The organism is Citrobacter sp. H12-3-2, assembly GCF_009649895.1.
In the GTDB taxonomy this organism is placed as follows: domain Bacteria; phylum Pseudomonadota; class Gammaproteobacteria; order Enterobacterales; family Enterobacteriaceae; genus Citrobacter; species Citrobacter portucalensis.
Map to the genome: position 1 here is coordinate 2,515,190 of NZ_CP045837.1, position 18,604 is coordinate 2,533,793.

The 18,604-nt window shown below is 51.7% G+C and carries 13 protein-coding genes; 5 read left to right on the plus strand and 8 right to left on the minus strand.

All coding sequences use genetic code 11. The annotated features are described in order from the left end of the window. Positions 1–15 precede the first annotated feature (15 nt). From GHC22_RS12025 to GHC22_RS12035, 3 genes are read right to left on the minus strand one after another with little or no spacing between them, the layout of a single operon-like run. Complete coding sequence (locus tag GHC22_RS12025; protein WP_126957183.1) at positions 16–1,578, minus strand: ABC transporter substrate-binding protein; 1,563 nt, start codon at positions 1,576–1,578, stop codon at positions 16–18. 15 nt (positions 1,579–1,593) lie between these two features. Next, a complete protein-coding gene (gene ddpX / locus GHC22_RS12030) occupies positions 1,594–2,181 on the minus strand; it encodes a D-alanyl-D-alanine dipeptidase (RefSeq protein WP_003832991.1) in 588 nt (195 codons plus the stop codon). Positions 2,182–2,195: 14 nt separating this feature from the next. Then, positions 2,196–3,062, minus strand: coding sequence for a MurR/RpiR family transcriptional regulator (locus GHC22_RS12035; protein WP_048214192.1), 867 nt, complete (start codon positions 3,060–3,062; stop codon positions 2,196–2,198). A 401-nt stretch (positions 3,063–3,463) separates the two neighbouring features. Here GHC22_RS12035 and hdeB point away from each other — a divergent pair, with 401 nt between their 5' ends. The 5 genes from hdeB (at position 3,464) to GHC22_RS12060 (ending at position 8,223) form a co-directional block, all read left to right on the plus strand. Beyond that, entirely contained in the window at positions 3,464–3,793 is a 330-nt protein-coding gene (gene hdeB / locus GHC22_RS12040; RefSeq protein WP_003019999.1) for an acid-activated periplasmic chaperone HdeB, read from the plus strand. 155 nt (positions 3,794–3,948) lie between these two features. Continuing rightward, the gene (locus GHC22_RS12045; RefSeq protein WP_153753059.1) at positions 3,949–5,892 is read left to right on the plus strand and encodes a methyl-accepting chemotaxis protein; all 1,944 of its coding nucleotides are present in this window, start codon (positions 3,949–3,951) and stop codon (positions 5,890–5,892) included. A 179-nt stretch (positions 5,893–6,071) separates the two neighbouring features. Next, the gene (locus GHC22_RS12050) at positions 6,072–6,386 is read left to right on the plus strand and encodes a helix-turn-helix domain-containing protein (RefSeq protein WP_048226497.1); all 315 of its coding nucleotides are present in this window, start codon (positions 6,072–6,074) and stop codon (positions 6,384–6,386) included. After that, the gene (locus tag GHC22_RS12055; RefSeq protein ID WP_153753061.1) at positions 6,379–7,650 is read left to right on the plus strand and encodes a type II toxin-antitoxin system HipA family toxin; all 1,272 of its coding nucleotides are present in this window, start codon (positions 6,379–6,381) and stop codon (positions 7,648–7,650) included. The genes GHC22_RS12050 and GHC22_RS12055 overlap by 8 nt, the downstream gene beginning before the upstream one ends. Before the next feature lie 54 nt (positions 7,651–7,704). Further along, a complete protein-coding gene (locus GHC22_RS12060; RefSeq protein ID WP_153753063.1) occupies positions 7,705–8,223 on the plus strand; it encodes a hypothetical protein in 519 nt (172 codons plus the stop codon). Here GHC22_RS12060 and GHC22_RS12065 read toward each other — a convergent pair. From GHC22_RS12065 to GHC22_RS12085, 5 genes are all read right to left on the minus strand, one after another. After that, positions 8,220–9,587: a glycoside hydrolase family 10 protein gene (locus tag GHC22_RS12065; RefSeq protein WP_153753065.1), complete on the minus strand. Its 1,368-nt coding sequence runs from the start codon at positions 9,585–9,587 to the stop codon at positions 8,220–8,222. The two genes, GHC22_RS12060 and GHC22_RS12065, sit on opposite strands and share 4 nt — an antisense overlap. 12 nt (positions 9,588–9,599) lie before the next feature. Beyond that, positions 9,600–9,887, minus strand: coding sequence for a VF530 family DNA-binding protein (locus tag GHC22_RS12070; protein WP_032943454.1), 288 nt, complete (start codon positions 9,885–9,887; stop codon positions 9,600–9,602). A 134-nt stretch (positions 9,888–10,021) separates the two neighbouring features. Then, positions 10,022–11,350: an HlyD family type I secretion periplasmic adaptor subunit gene (locus tag GHC22_RS12075; RefSeq protein WP_194841943.1), complete on the minus strand. Its 1,329-nt coding sequence runs from the start codon at positions 11,348–11,350 to the stop codon at positions 10,022–10,024. After that, complete coding sequence (locus GHC22_RS12080) at positions 11,350–13,089, minus strand: type I secretion system permease/ATPase (RefSeq protein WP_128611581.1); 1,740 nt, start codon at positions 13,087–13,089, stop codon at positions 11,350–11,352. Before GHC22_RS12080 ends, GHC22_RS12075 begins: the two co-directional genes overlap by 1 nt. Before the next feature lie 10 nt (positions 13,090–13,099). Next, a complete protein-coding gene (locus tag GHC22_RS12085) occupies positions 13,100–18,433 on the minus strand; it encodes a peroxidase family protein (protein WP_153753067.1) in 5,334 nt (1,777 codons plus the stop codon). Between the last annotated feature and the right edge of the window lie 171 nt (positions 18,434–18,604).

The window sequence follows — 18,604 nt, forward strand, 5'->3', positions numbered from 1 at the left end:
CCGCATAAACGTGGCTTATTTACTCATGGTGGAGATATTGAAGACCTGTTCCAGCATGGGGTTGAATACAAATCCTTTGACGTCTTTGTTCATCGCCAACTGATAGTTTTTCTGGAATAAATAGACGTAGGCCGCTTCATCAATCACGATGGTTTGCGCCTGCTGGTAGTCATTGGTTCTGGCCACCTGATCGGTTGTGGCCAGCGCACTGCGCAGCAGTTTATCGACCTCACCGTTTTCATAGAACGAACGGTTACCCGGCAAGCCTTTCTTATCTGACTCAAACCAGTAGTTCATAAACATGTACGGGTCGGCAAAATCCGGACTCCAGTTGCCAATGGCAATGTCGTAATCGCCTTTGCCCACGCGGTCGCGCATGGTGGCGTTTGCCAGTTTTTCCAGTTTCACCTTAATACCCAGTTTGCCAAGGCTTGCCTGGGTGGCGAGCGCGATAGGTTCCCAGTTAGGGTCATTATCAGAGTACAGGAAGCTCAGGCTTTCAGGTTTGCTAGCAACTTTGTCCCACGCGGCTTTGGCTTTGGCTTCATCGAAGCTGTACTGCATGGCCTTATCGTCAAAACCCCACATGCCTTCAGGGATCGGGCCACGCATTTGCTTTCCATTGCCGCTCAGGATCCCGTTAACCATGCCTTTATAATCAGTGGCCCACGAGATGGCACGGCGTAAATCCACCTGATTGAGCGGGGCTTTACTGTTGTTGAGATACAGATAGGTCACGCGCAGCGAGGGATAATCCGCCACGTTCACTTTGCCTTCCTGTTTCAAAGCGGCAAGCTGGTCAACAGGCAGCGCATCGGCAATGTCGATATCGCCACGCGACAATTGCAGGCGACGGGAGGCGCTTTCACCAATGATTTTGACTGAGACACGCTTAAATGTCGGTTTCGCCCCGGCATAATGCGGGTTCGGTACCAGCACCAGTTGTTGTCCCTTTTGCCAGCTCTTCAGCATGAAGGGACCAGAGCCTGCCGTGTTCTGCGCCAGGAATCCGCGGGCATCATCTGCGGCATGCTCTTTTAAGATGGCCGGGTTAATGATTGAGGCACCGTCATTTGCCAGCGTATACAGAAACGGGGCAAACGGCTGGCTGAGGGTAAATTTCACCGTATTGTTATCAATGACGTCGACCTTCAGATCTTTTGGGAAAGCCTCCGCAGGTCCCTGACCAATTTTGAGCAAACGTTCAAAGGATTGCTTTACCGCATCTGCCGTTACCGGCGTTCCGTCGGCGAATTTGGCATCGTTTTTCAGGGTAAACGTCCACTCTTTCTGATCGTCAGAGGCTTTCCAGCCGCTGGCTAAATCACCTTCAACTTCCGTGGAGCCTTTACCTCCGTCGGTTTTGTATTGAACCAACCGCTGGTAAGAGGGATAGGTAACCGTCCAGTCATTGTTATCGATGGTCACGGCGGGGTCGAGCGTCTGCGGATCGGCGGCTTTACCAATCACCAACATATCTTTGGGAACGGCAGCCTGTGCGGCGGGCAGGGCAAATGCTAACGCAACGGCTATCAGAGCGGGGCGGAAAAACGCGTTTAACGCAGGTGTAGTCTTCATAACCAGGCTCCAGAATTAAAGGGGATGTTGTGTTGTTATAGGCGTGACAGTGTAACAATCTATTTGATCGTCAAGCAGCGGATAGCGAGCGGCATCAGGTAATTCAAAATGCCACCATTCACTGTTAATACCGACAAAACCACCGCCAAACATAATGGCATTGAGCAGCAGGCGGTTACGCTGCGCTGCCGGAGGTACAGACGGGTGCCAGGCATGGGAACGGTCGTGCATTTCATCAAAACCGGCCCCCATATCAAGGAGATGGCCGCGATCGTCCATCAACGTAACGTCAATGGCCGTTCCGCGACTGTGATTGGAACCAATTGCGACATCGACAACATACTGCGGGTCGGGACAGGCATTCCACAGTATCGCCTGCGCCTGCTGGGGGCGATACGCGTCGTACACCACAAGCTGCAGGCCGGCCAGTTGCGCAATGCTGATGCTTTTAGCCAGCGCGGTTACCGCCTCAGTGTGCAACAGACAACGAGCTTCCCGGTAGATAGGTGCGCCGGTAATGTTGTCGGCAGTAGCGTATTTAAGATCGATATGCAGCGACGGAAATATCACCGACAGATCGACCAGTTCTGGGAGTTCTGACATAGCACGTTTCCTGTTTATTGTTCGAATTGACCAAATTGTTGTTGTAACTGGCGATTGGTTTGCAGGCGTCCTGCGAGGGCGTCACCCAGTTGCGCCACCACCGCAGAAAGTAATAAGTTGAACAGACAGCTCACCGGTGCCAGTGAGTCCCAGAAATGCCCGGTGTCAGTTTTTACCTGAAGTAAATCAATGGAATAATCCCTGGCCCATGGGCACCACACATCGGTAATGAGCGCCAGCGGAATACAGCGTTCTGTGGCGACGCGGCAATATTGTCGCGAAATAGCGGAGTAGGCGCGCATATCGGTAATAACCACGTAAGGCTGGCTGAATCCCGAGTTCAGCGACTCGACCCAACTGCCGGACAGGCCTTCGGAGTAGCTGACTTTAGGTCGCAGGTATTCCAGGTGACTAAAAAAGGCGTTGGCGATCCCGCGGGTGGACTGGATCCCGAGGATGTACACGGCTTCCGCATGCGCAAGCTGCTGTGCAATGCGTAAAAACGTTTCGCCTTGTGCGAGCTGGTAGACGTGGGTAATAGCGTCGATCTCCAGCAACAGCGACTGCTGTGCCCGATCCGGCAGGCTTTGTTGCTGGTGCCAGGAATCCAGTCGTTCATTCATTCCCCAGGGCTGATACGGAACAACGGGCAGCTCACGCAGACTGGCTTTTGCATCCTCCAGGTTACGAAAGCCCAGTTTACGCAGATAACGTCCGACGGTAATGCCGCTGGTTCCGGTTGCTTTGGCGATGCCATCTGCGGTTTCAAATGGGATCTGCACAGCATGGGCTAACAGCCACCCGGCCACGCGCTTTTCGCTGGGCGTCAGCTGGCTAAAGGTTTGCTCTATGCGGGTAAATAACTCTGGTTTGGCTGTCATTACCTTCTCGCTGTTAGTTGCCTGTCAGATACCGTATTTCTGTTAGCGAATTAACAATGCAGGACGCGTGCCATGTGCGTAACAGCGGCACGCCGACTGTTTTTGTTAAAAACCAACCTATATTCATTAACCAATGATCAACATTTGTGCAGCGTAGTTCAGTTTTGGTGCAACGGTAGAGGAAGAGGGGTATGAATCTGCTGATTTCGTCGGAACGATCACATTGTGGGCAACATTTATCCCTCAGACATAAGAATCAGTAATGGGAAATATAAATTTCAGCCATATCAATAACAGCAATCTTTATTCTTATGACTGTAGGGGTATTATTTTTCGCGAGCTACATTAACGGTGTTAAGCGCAAGTGTAGATATTATTTATATTATAAATGGAGTACTACAATGAATAAATTCTCCCTTTCTACCGCAGGTATTCTGGTCGCAGCGCTGTTAACCAGTGTCAGCGTCAATGCAGCAACAGATAACGCTAAAACTGAAGTGACTCCGAAAGGCATGAACTGCCAGGAGTTTATTGATTTAAACCCACAAACTATGGCTCCGGTGGCCTTCTGGGTGCTCAATGAAGACGAAGACTTCAAAGGTGGTGACTACGTCGACTATAACGAAACCGTTACGACTGCAGTTCCTCTGACCGTTGAACTTTGTAAGAAACATCCGCAGAGTGAATTAAGTAAAATAAAAGACGAAATCAAAAAAGAATTATCTAAATAAGATTAAACCGTTATTAAAACCCAGCCAAAGTGCTGGGTTTTGTTATTTGTGACGCTGTCACTAATTTGTTTTGTGATACTTAAGAAAACTTTATAAAGATATAAACGCCTGTGCCGATACTGGATAAAAGTTAGCCTTTTGCAGAAGGAGTTTGTATGGCCTGGTATCCTACTCGTATTTCAACGCGTTTAACCATCGGCGGCATTCTGCTGCTTGCAGTAACGACCCTTGTTATCGTGGTGATTATGCTCTGGCGCGGTCAGCCGCGCGTCGTTGAAATCAACACCGCCCTGATCGAAGAAACAGGGCAAGGTTTAACCCGTCAGTTGAGTACCGTATTGTCCCGAATTGAAGGTGAGACCGTCAGCCTGTCGCGACTGGCTGAAGTGTTGCCTAACGATGAATCTCTGTACCAAAGCGTTGTTCCGCATCTTATTGGTGAAGGTAAAGACTCGATTATTACCGGCGGCGGCATCTGGCCAGAACCAGACGCCTTCACCGCAGGTGTGGAGAAAAGAAGCTTTTTCTGGGCGCGTAATGCTGAAGGAAAGCTGGTGTATTCCAATGATTATAACGTCGAAGGATCGAGTGGATACCACAATGAAAGCTGGTATCAACTGGCCAAAGGCCATTCACAAAACAGCTGTTTATGGTCTGACGTTTACCAGGATGCCAGTTCAGGCGTCAACATGGTGACATGCAGCGTGCCTTATCAACAGGCGGGCAAGTTTGCCGGTGTCGCTACCACTGATATCCGTCTGGATAACGTCGCTTCCTTCATGCAGCAGCAGGGAAACAGCACCGGTGGTTACGCATTTGTGGTAGACAAGCAGGGACAAATTCTCTATTTCCCGCAGGCCGACCTGGCAAAATATAAAACCATTAACGATTTGGCGCAAAGCGCGCAGTGGCTTATCCCGGTGCAAAACGGTCTGAAATCTTTGCGCCCGACAGATGGGGTGAAGACTATCACGCTGGCAAACGACAACGTCCTGAATACCGCGTCACAGGTAATGCTGTTCCCGATGCCAGATACCGGCTGGGTCGTAGGACTTGCAACCCCGGAATCTCGTATTGTCGGTCTTGCCAAAGTGATGATGCAGGACGTTCTGGAAGTATTGATCCCTATCATGACGCTGTTGCTGGTGGGATCATGGCTGGTGGTTCGTCGACTTATTTCGCGTCTCGATGATACCCGTCAGGCACTTGATGACATCGCGCAGGGAGAAGGCGATCTTACCCGTCGTCTGGATGTTCGTGGCAAAGACGAGATTTCGGCTATCGCCGAGGCGTTTAACCTGTTCGTCGATAAAATCTCAGCCATCCTGATCACCGTCAGAAGCAGTAGCACAGTGGTAGCGAATAACGCCGTTAGCCTGGCTGACAGTAATATGGAGCTTTCATCTCGCGTAACGCAGCAGGCCGCTGCGCTGGAAGAGAGTTCGGCGGCCATGGAGCAGTTAAATGCGACCGTTCAGCAAAACGCCAGTAACACACAACTGGCGGATGAGCTATCCGATAGCACCGCGCAAACGGCCAACCGCTGCGGCGATGTGATGCAGGGCGTGATCTCAACAATGGATAACGTCAGCGCCTCATCCGGCAGAATGGTGGAAATTGTCGCGGTCATCGACAGCATTGCATTCCAGACCAATATTCTCGCCCTGAATGCCGCGGTTGAAGCCGCCAGAGCGGGAGATGCTGGCAGAGGGTTTGCCGTCGTGGCCTCCGAAGTGCGCACGCTGGCTCAGCGCAGTGCCACCGCCGCCCAGGAAATTAAAACGTTGATTGATGAATCCGTTTCTCATGTTGGTAGCGGAAGTCAGCAAATTCACAATGCCGGTGAGCGTCTGGGAGAACTGGTCAACAATGTGCGTCAGGTGCGCCAGTTGATGGGGGAAATACGCGTTGCGGGTGAAGAACAACGTAAGGGCGTTTCCGAAGTTACGCTGGCCGTTACCGAGATGGACAGCACCGTTCAGCAAAACGCCTCATTAATTGATGATGCCGCAGCACGGACGCAGGCGCTGAAAGAGGAGGCGGAACAACTGGCAATGCTGGTTTCGTCATTCAGACTACCTGAGCCTTCCGTTGCCTGATAACGGCATCATTTCCGGGTGCAGACCTTGTGCCCGGATAACTCCAGTATAATGTCCCTTAAGCAAGATTTTCCGGTTTAACTCCTTTTTATTGTGTCTTATAAGACTTTGAATCATTCCCCACTTAACTCTATAATATTGGGTGTAAAGTCGTTTTTATCCCAATAAGAGCCAATATTATGGATTTAACGCTAAATACTGCAGCCGATATCGTCAAACTACTTTGCGACAGATTGCGTAAAGAACGACTCGCCCGGCAAATGACGCAGGCTGATGTTGCCGCGCGTTCAGGTGTCGGTGTGAATACCGTGTCGAATCTGGAAACAGGTAAGAATGTAGGATTTGAGAATCTGGTCAAAGTCGCGATGGTGTTAGGCTATGGCGATGCGCTGGAGGGGTTATTCAAACCCAGGATTGATAGTCTCGATGATATTTTGCGTTACGAAAAGAGCGCGGCACGTCAGCGGATCAAAAGGAAAAATTCTGATGCCTGAGCAAGTTGATGTCTTCTATGAAGGCTGGGGTGAGAAATGGCTGTGGGGCAAACTGGTGTCTTCCACAGCCCTGACCGGACGTCCGTTGATCGCCTTTGAATACAGTGAAGAGGCCTTACGTAAGGGGCTGGAACTGTCCCGACTGATGTTACCGCTGAACGGTCCCCGTTTACGCAGGGATTTCCCGGCTCATCAGCTGGGATTACCTGGGCCAGTCTATGATTCGCTACCTGACGGCTGGGGTATGCTGTTGATGGACCGACTATTTAAACGCCGCGGGCTCAACGCAGCACGCATTGGTCCATTGGAGCGCTTAACCTGGGTCGGCAACAACGCGATGGGCGCCATGACATTCCAGCCCGTTCAGTCAGATGCCGAGACGCTGTCAAAAGAGGATGTTCCTCTCGCACAACTGGCCGCTGAGGTTCAGGAAGTCCTGAGCGGCGAAGGCGGGGAATTCTTGCAAAAACTACTCCAGATGGGCGGTTCGCCACAGGGAGCAAGGCCTAAGGTGTTACTTTATCGTGACACTGTCACGTCTAAATTCACCACAGCGCCGCTACCCGGGAGCGAAAGCTGGCTGATTAAATTTCCCGCCAGGCATGAGCATGCTGAGGTATGTGCCATCGAAGCGGTTTATGCTGAATGCTTGCGCCAATGTGGGATCACCACGCCCGATACTGCGTATTTCAATCTGCCCGGCGGACAGGCGGCATTTGCCACTCGCCGTTTCGACCGTGACCAGTCGATACGTATTCCTATGCAGAGCCTGGCGGCACTTACCGGGGCAAATTACCAGATACCCGGCGCTTTAGACTACCGGGATTTTCTGCGCGCCACGCAGATTTGTACCAATGATGTCAGAGAAAAGGCAAAAGCGTTCGAACGCGTGGTTTTCAACGTGGCATTTAACAACCGCGACGATCATCCGAAGAATTTTGCCTATTTAATGTCATCCGATGGAGACTGGACTCTGGCTCCGGCTTACGATGTCACCTGGTGCGAAGGGCCTGGCGGGTATCACCAAATGGACGTGCTGGGAGAGGCGCTGGATATCAAAAGAAAGCACCTTCAGTCGCTTGGCGTTCAGGAAGCTGAGTTATCTGCTGACCATGTGAACGGCATAATCGAAAAAGTCTGTCACTTTGCCACGGCATTGAGCGCCATCGCCAGGGACAAATACCCCGATCAGATAACGCAATCCACGCTGAAGACGATTCAGAAACAAATTGATGATAATGTCCGTCGGTTAATGTCCCGGTAACGCAGATACAGCCGCTACACTTAGCGAAGAATTAAATCTGAGCGGGGCAATGTTATGGCTGAATTTGTCTTGGGTATGCTGGAACACACGCCAGTTTGGGTGTATCTGCTGTTTGCCTTTCTACTTTACAGAGGGATTAAAGCCAGAACACCCGCCACCGTCACGCTGGAAAAGCTGGCGCTGATCCCGGCTATTTTTCTGTTCTGGGATATCTACGATTTAATAATTTATCGCGACCCGACCCTCATTACCTATATCCAGTGGACGATAGGTATTATCAGCGGCGCGATAATTGGCTACATATTAATTAACCCAGACCGTTTGAGCCGCAGTAGCGCACCGCGGAGTATTCATCGTCCGGCAGATTATTCCGCATTGCCATTTATGTTGCTGGCATTTGGCGTTAAGTACGTTCTTGGCGTACTTAACGCCACTGCTCCCGACGTTTTACGTCAACCCGCAATGAGCGCTCTGGCTATCATTACAGGCGGCATGTTCGCCGGCGTTTTTGTGGGGAAATTTACCCGCTACGTGAGCGTCTGGCTCAGACTTCCCACTCAGGACAACTATTAACGTCCCCAACGATTACGAATATAGGTCACGGCTTCCTGCGTTTGCGGTTGATTAAGATAATCTTCGCGAAACAGGATCGTGCCGTTGATGTACGGTTCGGATTCGTTTAAATCGAGCTGCTTTTTCAGTTCCGGCACACCGCCTTTTACCGTCCAGTCCGGCTCTTTTCTCGATGGTTCACCGACTTTATACAGTGCCACACCAATGTAGAGGCGGGTGTTGGTTGATTTCACGACATCTGCCCACCATTTTGCCAGTACATCGTAACGCGCTGCGTCACGGGCAAAAGGCCAGTAGAGTTGCGGTGCAATGTAATCCAGTAAACCTAGTTGCACCCAACGGCGGGTGTCTGCATACGACTCATCATACGCTGCCGCGCCGCGCGTGTCGGAGCCCGCTGGATCGTGCGAACGGTTGCGCCACACACCCGCAGGACTGACGCCGAATTCAACCTCAGGCTTGAGTTTCTTGATGGTCCGCGATACCTGGGCAATCAGCCGTTGCGTGTTATCGCGACGCCAGTCAGCCTTGGAAGCGAATCCCTGGCCGTATCTTCTGAAGGTCTGGCTGTCGTTGAGCGCAGAGCCGGGAGATTCGGTATAGAAGTAATCATCAAACTGCACGCCATCAACCGGGTAATTCTCAACCACTTCCGCCACGATGCTGGTGATCCAGTCGCGCACGTCGGGAATACCGGGGTCTAACACAAAACGCTCGCCCGCAGTGCGGATCCAGTCCCGATGCAGGACGTATACGCTGGACGGCGTCTGTGACAGCGTGCTGTTTAATTCAGAGACCGTCGAAGGTTTGGTGTTTACGGACACGCGGTAGGGGTTAAGCCAGGCATGAACTTTCATTCCGCGTTTATGCGCTTCATCGAGCATAAACTGCAGCGGATCGTAACCCGGATCCTGGCCAATCGTACCGGTCAGGGTATCTGACCACGGTAGAATCTTTGACTTCCACAATGCGGTCCCATCGGGCTTAACCTGGAAAAAAACGGTGTTAATACCAAGCCGTTTCAGGTTGTCCAGCTTATCCGTCAGCGCTTTTTGCTGCTGGCTGATGCGTACGGCAGGCGAACTGATGTTCACGGATGAGATAGGCGGCCAGTCAAGACGTGAAACCGTCGCCAGCCAGATCCCGCGCACTGGCTCCTTGCTCTGCTGTGGTTTGCTCACCGGAGATAGCGGAGTGGTTTTGGGGCCGGGCGGTTGTGAAGAACAGCTGCCAAGTAACAACATACTGCCCACGAGTACAGCAAACCATTTCATGTTGGTCAGCGGTAGTCTGGCACGAGAACGGGCGAGAATCTTCGCCAGTTTTTTCTGATAATTTCCTGAAAAGAAACCGGATGCTGCCATCTGATTTTGCTCTTATTTCTTTTTATTGCGGCTGTTAGCCCAGGGATCGAAGGCCGGTTCGGGGGTGTTGTTTGAGGCCAGGTCATGCAGCGAATCAAGGTACAGCGCTTCAACTTCTGCCCGCGCCCATGGCGTACGGCGCAGAAACTTCAGACTGGATTTAACGCTCGGTTCATTTTTAAAGCAGTTGATATTAATGCGTTGCGCCAGTTCAGCCCAACCATAACGTTCAACCAGGGCATTGACCTGCATTTCAAGCGTTACGCCATGTAAAGGGTCTTTAGAAATATGAGCATTCATATGAAGTCCAGTTCAGTGGTTCCAGATTTTGTCAGTAGTGTGACGGGAAGAAGGTTACAAGAAAGCAAAGCTGCCAGCAACGGCAGAAAGCGGTATGGCGCGACAAGCCGTACGCCATACCGGCAATGGATGGCTCAATACTCTTTAAAAGCCAGTTCCAGACGGGCAATCAACGGTTTAAACAGGTAACTCATCAGGGTTCGTTCACCGGTCTTGATCGTCACGCTGGCAGGCATTCCCGCTTTAATTTTGTAATCGCCCAGCAAACGTGCGCCCTCTGCTGAAACCTGTACTTCCGCAAGGTAGTAAGGCTGCTGAGTGGTTTCATCAATTAAGCGGTCCGCCGAGATAGTCAGAACACGGGCCGGAACCGACGGCAACAGGGCATGGTTAAGGGCAGGGAAAAGCACATCAACGGTTAAGCCGGGGACCAGTTTATCAATGGCATGCACGGGTATTTTGGCATCAATTTGCATGGGTTGTCCGGCGGCGACAATATCCATAAGATGTTCGCCGGGTTGAATGACGCCGCCCACGGTACTGACTTTAACATCCAGCACGATACCGTTAATCGGTGAGCGGATCTCGGTGTTATCCAGCTCGTGACGGGTGGACACCAGTTCATCCTCCAGCATTGCCACTTCTTTTTGGTTTTCCGTCAGTTCAGACTCAACTTCACGTAAATATTGATGACGCACCTGGTAGGCTTTAATTTTTAATTCGTTTTGCTGCGATTTCAGTTTGGCAATATTAAGAATATCTTCTGAAACGCTGCCAGATATTTCAGCCGCTTCGCGCTCCAGCACCAGTAATTGCGCTTTGGGGTAATAGTTCTTTTCGCTCAGCGCGCGAATAGCCCCCAACTCCCGGTTAATCAGAGAAAACTGGTGGTCGCGATAGCCTTTTATTTTATTGAGATTATCCGTTTGCCCAACCAGACCATCGAGCGTCTCCTCAATCATCGACAGTTCGTCCTGAATCGTTTTGCGACGCGTATCGAACAGCTTGGCCTGCAGATTTCTGACTTCTGTCAGCCGTTTATTGCCAGAGAATTGCTGCGTCAGCGTCGTATTAAAGCGGATCGCTTCCAGGCCATCGCGTTCTGCCAACAGACGATCTTCGATACTTTTTGCAGAAATATACTGGGCATTTAACGCGCTAAAACGCATTTCGAGCTGCATTTTATCCAACCGGACGAGAACCTGATTTTTCTTCACGAAGTCGCCTTCTTTGATAAAGATATCCGTTACCCGACCGCCGCTCAGATGCTGAATGGTTTTGCGGTTACTCGATACGGTTACCGTACCATCAGCGACCACGCCCGCATCTAACGGAGCTTGCACTGCCCAGAGGATAAAACTACCGACACCAAGCACAATGACGATCACGCCCCGGATAATCGGCGACCAGATATTGGTATCTACGCCAGCAGATGCCGTGTTGTGGGGATTCTTTTTCATCATCAGGCCTCACGTTGCTGTTCAGTCGTGGATGGAGAAGGCGTAGCCACCGGTTTCAGTACGTTGGCCTGACGCAAATGGGCGAAAACCTGATCGCGGGTACCAAACTCCTGTATAGCTCCATCGTTAAGAAGCAAAACCTTATTGACCACGCCGAGCAGCGTCGGGCGGTGTGAGATAATGACGGTAGTTTGTCCCTGTGTACGCAGGGTATTGATGGCTTTAACGAGTGCAAATTCGCCCGCGTCGTCAAGATTAGCATTCGGTTCATCAAGCACGATGAACGCAGGATTGTTATACACGGCGCGTGCCAGCCCGATACGCTGCCGCTGCCCGCCGGAGAGCTGGTATCCGCCTGCGCCCAACAGCGTGTCATAACCTTGTGGCAAGCGCAGGATCATCTCATGAACGCCTGCCAGTAATGCGGCGGCGACAATAAGCTCACTGTCATTCTGCGCGAAGCGGGCAATGTTTTGCGCGATGGTACCGTCAAACAGTTCCACATCCTGCGGCAGATAGCCAATAGACGGGCCCAGCAGCGCTTTATCCCACTGACAAATATCTGCGCCGTCTAATCTGACTTTCCCTGATATCGGTTTCCAGACGCCAACCAGAACCTTTGCCAGCGAGGTTTTCCCTGAGGCTGAGGGGCCGATAATCCCCAGAACTTCACCTTGCTCCAGCTGGAATGAGATATTACGCAGTAGCGGGGAAGGCTGGCCGGGGGCAGCGGCGAAGACGCTTTCGACGCTGATGTTGCCGTTCGGACGCGGCAGGGTCAGTACCTCTTTCGGTGCCGGATACTCCTTCAGCAAGGTTGAGAGCTGATGCCACGCGCTACGAAACTGCACGAACTGCTTCCAGCTGCCAATAACTTGTTCTACCGGGTTGAGGACGCGGCCAAGAATGATCGAGGCGGCGATCATCAAGCCCGGAGTAATATGGCCGCCGATCACCAGTAAAGCCCCTGCGCCCAGCGCAATAGATTGCAGCAACACCCGCACAAAGCGGCTGAGGCTGCTTAACCCGGCCGTTTTGTCGGCAATCTGCGTTTGTAGTGCCAGCACTTTGTTATGTTGCTCCTGCCAGTTGGACTTCAGGGTCGAGAGCATACCCATCGCCTCAATGGCATCGGCGTTTTGCAGCTGTTTATTCAGTTTGCTGGCATTGTTAATGGTTAAGGCGTGCGCTTGCTGAATCGGGCGCTTGGTAGAGATTTCAGATACCAGCGTCAGAATGAATAATAACGTTATTCCGCCGAGAGAAAGGTATCCCAGCAGGGGATGGACCAAAAAGGCGATGAACAGATATATCGGCGTCCAGGGAATATCCAGTAAGGCGAACAGACTATTCCCGGAAAGAAACTGACGAACCTGATCCAGTTCGGCTAAAGATTGCGCCGGGTTGTTATCGCCGGTAACCATCTTTCTTTTAAAGGCTGCGTTAAAGACCAACTGGCTTAGCTTTATATCCAGCCGGTTGCCAAGCCTGACCATAACCTGCGCGCGGGCAGATTCAATCATGGCAATAACGATGTACAAGCCGACAATCAATAAGGTCAACATTAACAGCGTGGTGGTATTTTTACTGACCAGCACACGGTCGTAAACCTGTAGCATATAAATTGCCGGCGCCAGCATAAGCATATTAATCACACAACTAAAAAACAACAGCATTAGAAAAGTGGGCTTCGTTCCCTTTAATGCATCATTCAGTTCTGTTGGCGTATGCTGGCGCGACATAGTCTTCTCCTTATACGATCAATGAACTATTACCATTGTTACTGGCAAGGGTAGTGGGCATTTCCAGATAAAAGTCACCAATATTCACGGTGGTCGAATTGACGCCCACCAATGTGATGGTATCTGTACCGATAGTCACAATGGTGTTGCCATTGTTTCCGGTGATAGACACGCTGCTGGCAAAATTACCCGCGTTGATACCTAACAAGACGAGATCAAGGAAGTCCTGCCCGCCGTTGGGGTTACTATCAAAACCGGTAATTCGGTCCTGCCCAAAGTTGGCGCCAAAGGCGAAGATATCGCTCCCGGCACCACCGTCCAGAATGTCGTTACCTTCCTGACCATTGAGAATATCGTCCCCGCTTCCGCCGGAGAGGGTATCCGCGCCCGCGCCGCCAATCATGACGTCGTTACCAACTCCGCCTTGCAGGTTATCAGCGCCATCTCCGCCATCGAGGAAGTCATTCCCGATACCACCAAACAACTGGTCGTTACCGCCCATGCCGAACAGATAGTCGTTACCGGTCCCTCCCGTAATGGTGTTCGCAATGGCATTACCAGTACCGATAAAACTACCGCTGCCGGTAAATACCAGTTCTTCCACGTTATCGGTGAGGTCGTAGCTGCTGAGGTTGGTTCGGACAACGTCCGTGCCACCATTCACACCTTCGATAACTACATCACCGAAATCATCAACAATGTAGGTATCATCGCCCGTGCCGCCGGTCATACTGTCGGCACCAAGCCCGCCATCAAGCGTGTCATTACCGGCATCACCTTGCAGAATATCTTGCCCCGCCTGACCTGAGAGGTTGTCGTTTCCCGCACCACCAATGAGCAGATCGTCACCTGCACCGCCGAGTAAGGTGTCATTACCGCCTTCACCGCGTAGGATATCGCTCCAGGCAGTACCGACGAGAGTGTTAGCCCCGTTGGTACCCACAATCAGATCGCCCACGGGCTGGGTGGTGGTCGACGTCAGGACAACAGGGGGGTTGCCTTCATCGTCGACGACGGTAACGACCACCTGCAATGTTCTGCCAACCATAGCCTGACCCGGCGTATAGGTGGCGGAAGTCGCACCGTTAATGTTGACGAATCCGGTTGGCGAACTCATTCTCCATTGATAAGTGAAATTACCGCCGCTCAGACCATCGGCGTCAGCAATGCCTGAAACCACCGCGGTCAGCGTCAGGCTTTCAGTTGGGGTGAGGTCGTTAATTACCGGCACACCGGTCGTGGCCTGATTTCGCGGTAGGATCGCCTGAGTTTGTGCCGACACCAGGGTTTCAGCGTCACCCATGCGGTCGTTAAAGCTGGCTACCACACGCAGCGGTGCGCCCTGAATAGCACCAGGCACTCTGAACTCAACGCCGGTTGCCTGATCTCGCCATTGGCCGTTGACGAATGCCTGCCAGGTCATGGTGATGGCCACATCCGCCGCAAGCCCGTTACCATCCAGCAAGTTCGCCACGTTGACGCGCAGCAGGTCGCCCACCGAAGGGTTAGGGTTACTGATGGTAAGATCGCCCGTCGCTTGTTGCCCCGTCACCCACAGCTGCTTCCCATCGCCAAACTCCAGTTTTTCGATGTTCAACAGACGATCGATGCCATCATTCAGGTTCAGCGCGGCATCCGGCGTGGCGTGTTCGACGCGCAGGCTACCGTCTGCCATACGGGTAAAGACATAGTTGCTGCTGACATCACGGTACACCGCGACGTCAGTTTCCGTGCCGTTACCTTCATGCAGGATTTCTCGCACAATCGACAGTTGATTCGGTTTCAGCGTGCCGGCCAGCATGTACGATTTCAGTTCAGCCATACCTTCGGCGCTGGTGAGTCCTGCCATACCCGTAACGGCAATACGCACGTTGAGCCATGCATCACCATCAATGATATCGTTACCGGCTTTACCCATAATGCGGTCGCTACCGCCACCGCCGAGTAAAATATCGCTACCATCATCAGGATTCAGGAGCACCGCGTCCGGGTTTGTAGAACGCTCTACGCCGAGAATAGCCTGTAAACCGGTGATCCGATCCGCACCTTCCTGGGTCAGGTTGTTAGAGAGGGGAACGCCCTGAACAGGCGCAGTACCTATCGGCTGTTCTGTCCCGGTCAGGATATCGTCGTATTTCCAGCCCGACAGCCCTTCAACAAGATCAAAACGGTCGCGTAGAATAAACTCCTGCTGGTTGACGAAAATAGGGATCCCAAGGTCAGAGTTAGCGCCATTTGGGTCGCCTTTATGGATAGCCCAGTCGAAACCGGCCATGCCATTATTGCGCTGGATCCCCGCGCCCTGAACCATGATGTCGTCACCGGCTTCGCCATCGTAGTCGGTGTCGTTACCCTGACCGTTAAGAACATCGTGACCGATAATGGTACTGTTGAAGAACAACTCAGAGTTGTCACCCGCCAGCGTGTCAAACCCGTCGCCGCCTTCCAGCCAGTCATCGCCTTCGTTGCCCATCAGGAAATCACCACCCGAGCCGCCAAGCGCAAAGTCGTTATCCTGACCCGAGAAGACCTCCTGCGCATCTTCGCCGACCACCACGAAGTCGCTACCGCTGCCACCAAAGACCAGATCGTTTCCGTTACCGGAGAAGATAACGTCATGTCCGGCATCACCGTGCAGGAAGTCCGAATCACCAACAGGCGTACCGGTATCGGTAATAATGTCATCACCGTCACCACCATGGACCACGTCTGCTTCGTCGCCGCCGTCCAGTCGGTCATCTCCGCCATCACCCCACAGACTGTCGATCCCTTTACCGCCGATTAACGTATCATTGCCTGCCGTCCCTCCAAGCACCACATGCCCATCGCCGGTATATTTCAGATACCCGCCATCGGCAAAACTATCGCCGTCAACATCCGCACCTGGGTCACGACGCACCAACAACGGCGAGAGCAGATCCTTCAGTGGATTTCCCCATTTCGGGTCGATTTCCGTTTGCAGCACGCGGTTCACTTCAAAAATATGGTCCGGTGTCTGGAACAGATTTGCGGGCAGGTGGGACGATCCCTCATCACCAAGATCGCTGTTACGCATTACCAGCGCGGAAAACGAGTTGGCCTCCAGTTCATTGAGCAAGTTCAATCCCTGAACGCGGCTCAGATAGTAGAAACGATCGCCGTCCTGAAGCATTTCCATTTGTGTTTCAAAGACGAAGTTGAAGGTTGAGCCGAGCATGCCGCCAAATTCATTTTTGCGCTCTGCCAGCCCGCCAATCCAGAAATCGACCATATTCAGGCCGGTCTCTTTGGTTGCCCACGCTCCGGTACTGTTAAAGAAATCCATCGCATCCGCAGGCGGGGCATTGTTAGCATCACCAAACAATAGGAAGTTTACCGCTGCACGCTTACCTTCAAGGCTGGTGGCATTGAGGATCAGCTCATGCTGACCATAGGCGGCCATAAAGTTAATGATTGAAGCGGGATTTTTCAGGTAGGTAGTGAAGTCAGCCCAACTGGTATAAGGCTTCAGTTGACTATCACCGCTTAATGCAAAAAACTGCTCGCGGGCCTGGTTCAGCGTCGGCATTGCGGTGTCACGGCCACGGGCTATATTAAGCGCGCCTAAATCGAGGGGCAGGCCGATGAGATTATTACGCAGAGCATCGGTAATAAATTCATCAATTTCGTTACCCACCTGACGCGTCATACCACGCACAATTGCGCCAATAGCCTGATCGTCCGTGACGGTGGCCCCGTTGATTTGATTAAATGCTACCGGATTCAGGAATGCTGAAATCAGGTCAATATCACCGCTTTGCATATCAATGTCGGTGCGCGCCACGGTTTCTGTCAGCATTGAATGCCCGAAACGGTAAACCACATGCGCAAACTCGGCAAAGATCATCGGGTTTATATCCGCCGTGTTGGAGAAAACAAACGGATCGACGGCGGGTTGTACGGTACGGGCAAACTCCTCGAAGACGAGGTGCTGATATTGCATTTCCGTGGAGAAACGACCTGCCTGGAATAGGTACTCACCGTTCCATACCAGCGTACTGGTATCGGCAGGTAATTCCGTGATTTGATGATTGGGCATCAACCACTGATTAATGAGGTCGATATCACCGGTTTCCAGCAGTGTTGTTTTATATTGCTCAACCAGACGGTTATGCTCGCTGTGAAAAACGGCGTGCACCGCGGTTAAACCTATATTTTCGTTCCCACGCCCGTCACCGGTAATAAAGTGACGATCGAGCAGTTCGTTATCATAGGTTCCTGCCGGTTGCGCTCCTTCGCCCCCAATCGCAGTGTCATCATCTGCCAGCAGACCCGCTTTTGGCGCGGCAGTATGCGCAATATCATCAAGAAACGCATGGCCGGTGCGGAATGTTCCCTCAGGCAACAGACCGCCGTTGGCTTCAACCAGTCCCCCGGTGGTAACAATCTGTACCTTTCCATTTTCACTTAAAATCAAATTACCATAGCGATCCGTAGCCAGCAGGGGAACATTAAACACATCCTGATCGGTGAGCTTAATGCCAAGCAGGGTTTCAGCCTGGTTTTTAACGTCGGCCCAGGTCGCCAGTCCACCGTTCGCACCGCCTAATAAATTCCCGGTAGGCTCAGGTTTCCCATCAATAATGACGTATTCGCGGATGAAAATCTGATGTGAAGGATGGGAGGTGTAGGTTTGGTTTTGGTCGATGAAGGGGGTCGTCAGGTTTACTGTCTCTCGATTTTCATCCACCGTTGCCCGGGTTAGTAGCATAAAGTTTGTTGACGACCCTTCCACATATAAAGGGTCATCCGGCTGTAGCGGAATGAAAACGATACCGTTGCCTCCTTTGGGAATCAAATCCAGACCGTGGTCAAAAAACTGGCCAAAGAAGGTCATCCAGCCGTTAAAAGCAGGGGAGAGACCGATATCGGGAGACTGGTTAGGAATGGATAACGTTTCTCCGTCTCCTGTAATAGTCCCCCCGCCGGGAGCATCTTTTAACGCGTTAAATACCTCCAGTGCGGCTGGGTTAGATGCCGTTTGATCGGAAATTAAGTTACTAATAATACGTGGGTCGGCATCAATAACGGTGCCACCAATTTGGATATAACTGGTCATTTGGTCCGCATCTTGCCAGTTTAACGCGGTTAATCTCGGCATTGTCTGGTCGGCAGAGCCATATAACTCCTGACCCGGTAGAAGATTATTCCATGAACCATCTACCGTGCGAAGTCCATAAGGTAATAGCGGGCTGGAAACTAATTCTCTAAGCAATTCAGCATTAACGCTACCATCTGGGTTAGTTGCCGCTTCGGATATTTTGATCTGCTTAAGAATAAAAGCAAGATCGTGCAGGGTGACAGTAAAGTCATATTGTGAGGCCATAAGTCATTACCCCTATCTTTACCTGTATTAGCTATCATCACTCTTTTCTTCCGCTTACAAAAAATGACAGAAGAATGAGTCGTATCAGATACCTGATTGTTATTGCATGATTAAAAGTCCATATTTTAAAAATGATGTATCCATGACCAGATTAGCGTTATTCTCCTGAGG

Coding starts and splice junctions, on each gene's coding strand:
- GHC22_RS12025 (WP_126957183.1), bottom strand. CDS start 1,578: ATGAAGACTACACCTGCGTTAAACGCGTTTTTCCGCCCCGCTCTGATA.
- ddpX (WP_003832991.1), bottom strand. CDS start 2,181: ATGTCAGAACTCCCAGAACTGGTCGATCTGTCGGTGATATTTCCGTCG.
- GHC22_RS12035 (WP_048214192.1), bottom strand. CDS start 3,062: ATGACAGCCAAACCAGAGTTATTTACCCGCATAGAGCAAACCTTTAGC.
- hdeB (WP_003019999.1), top strand. CDS start 3,464: ATGAATAAATTCTCCCTTTCTACCGCAGGTATTCTGGTCGCAGCGCTG.
- GHC22_RS12045 (WP_153753059.1), top strand. CDS start 3,949: ATGGCCTGGTATCCTACTCGTATTTCAACGCGTTTAACCATCGGCGGC.
- GHC22_RS12050 (WP_048226497.1), top strand. CDS start 6,072: ATGGATTTAACGCTAAATACTGCAGCCGATATCGTCAAACTACTTTGC.
- GHC22_RS12055 (WP_153753061.1), top strand. CDS start 6,379: ATGCCTGAGCAAGTTGATGTCTTCTATGAAGGCTGGGGTGAGAAATGG.
- GHC22_RS12060 (WP_153753063.1), top strand. CDS start 7,705: ATGGCTGAATTTGTCTTGGGTATGCTGGAACACACGCCAGTTTGGGTG.
- GHC22_RS12065 (WP_153753065.1), bottom strand. CDS start 9,587: ATGGCAGCATCCGGTTTCTTTTCAGGAAATTATCAGAAAAAACTGGCG.
- GHC22_RS12070 (WP_032943454.1), bottom strand. CDS start 9,887: ATGAATGCTCATATTTCTAAAGACCCTTTACATGGCGTAACGCTTGAA.
- GHC22_RS12075 (WP_194841943.1), bottom strand. CDS start 11,350: ATGATGAAAAAGAATCCCCACAACACGGCATCTGCTGGCGTAGATACC.
- GHC22_RS12080 (WP_128611581.1), bottom strand. CDS start 13,089: ATGTCGCGCCAGCATACGCCAACAGAACTGAATGATGCATTAAAGGGA.
- GHC22_RS12085 (WP_153753067.1), bottom strand. CDS start 18,433: ATGGCCTCACAATATGACTTTACTGTCACCCTGCACGATCTTGCTTTT.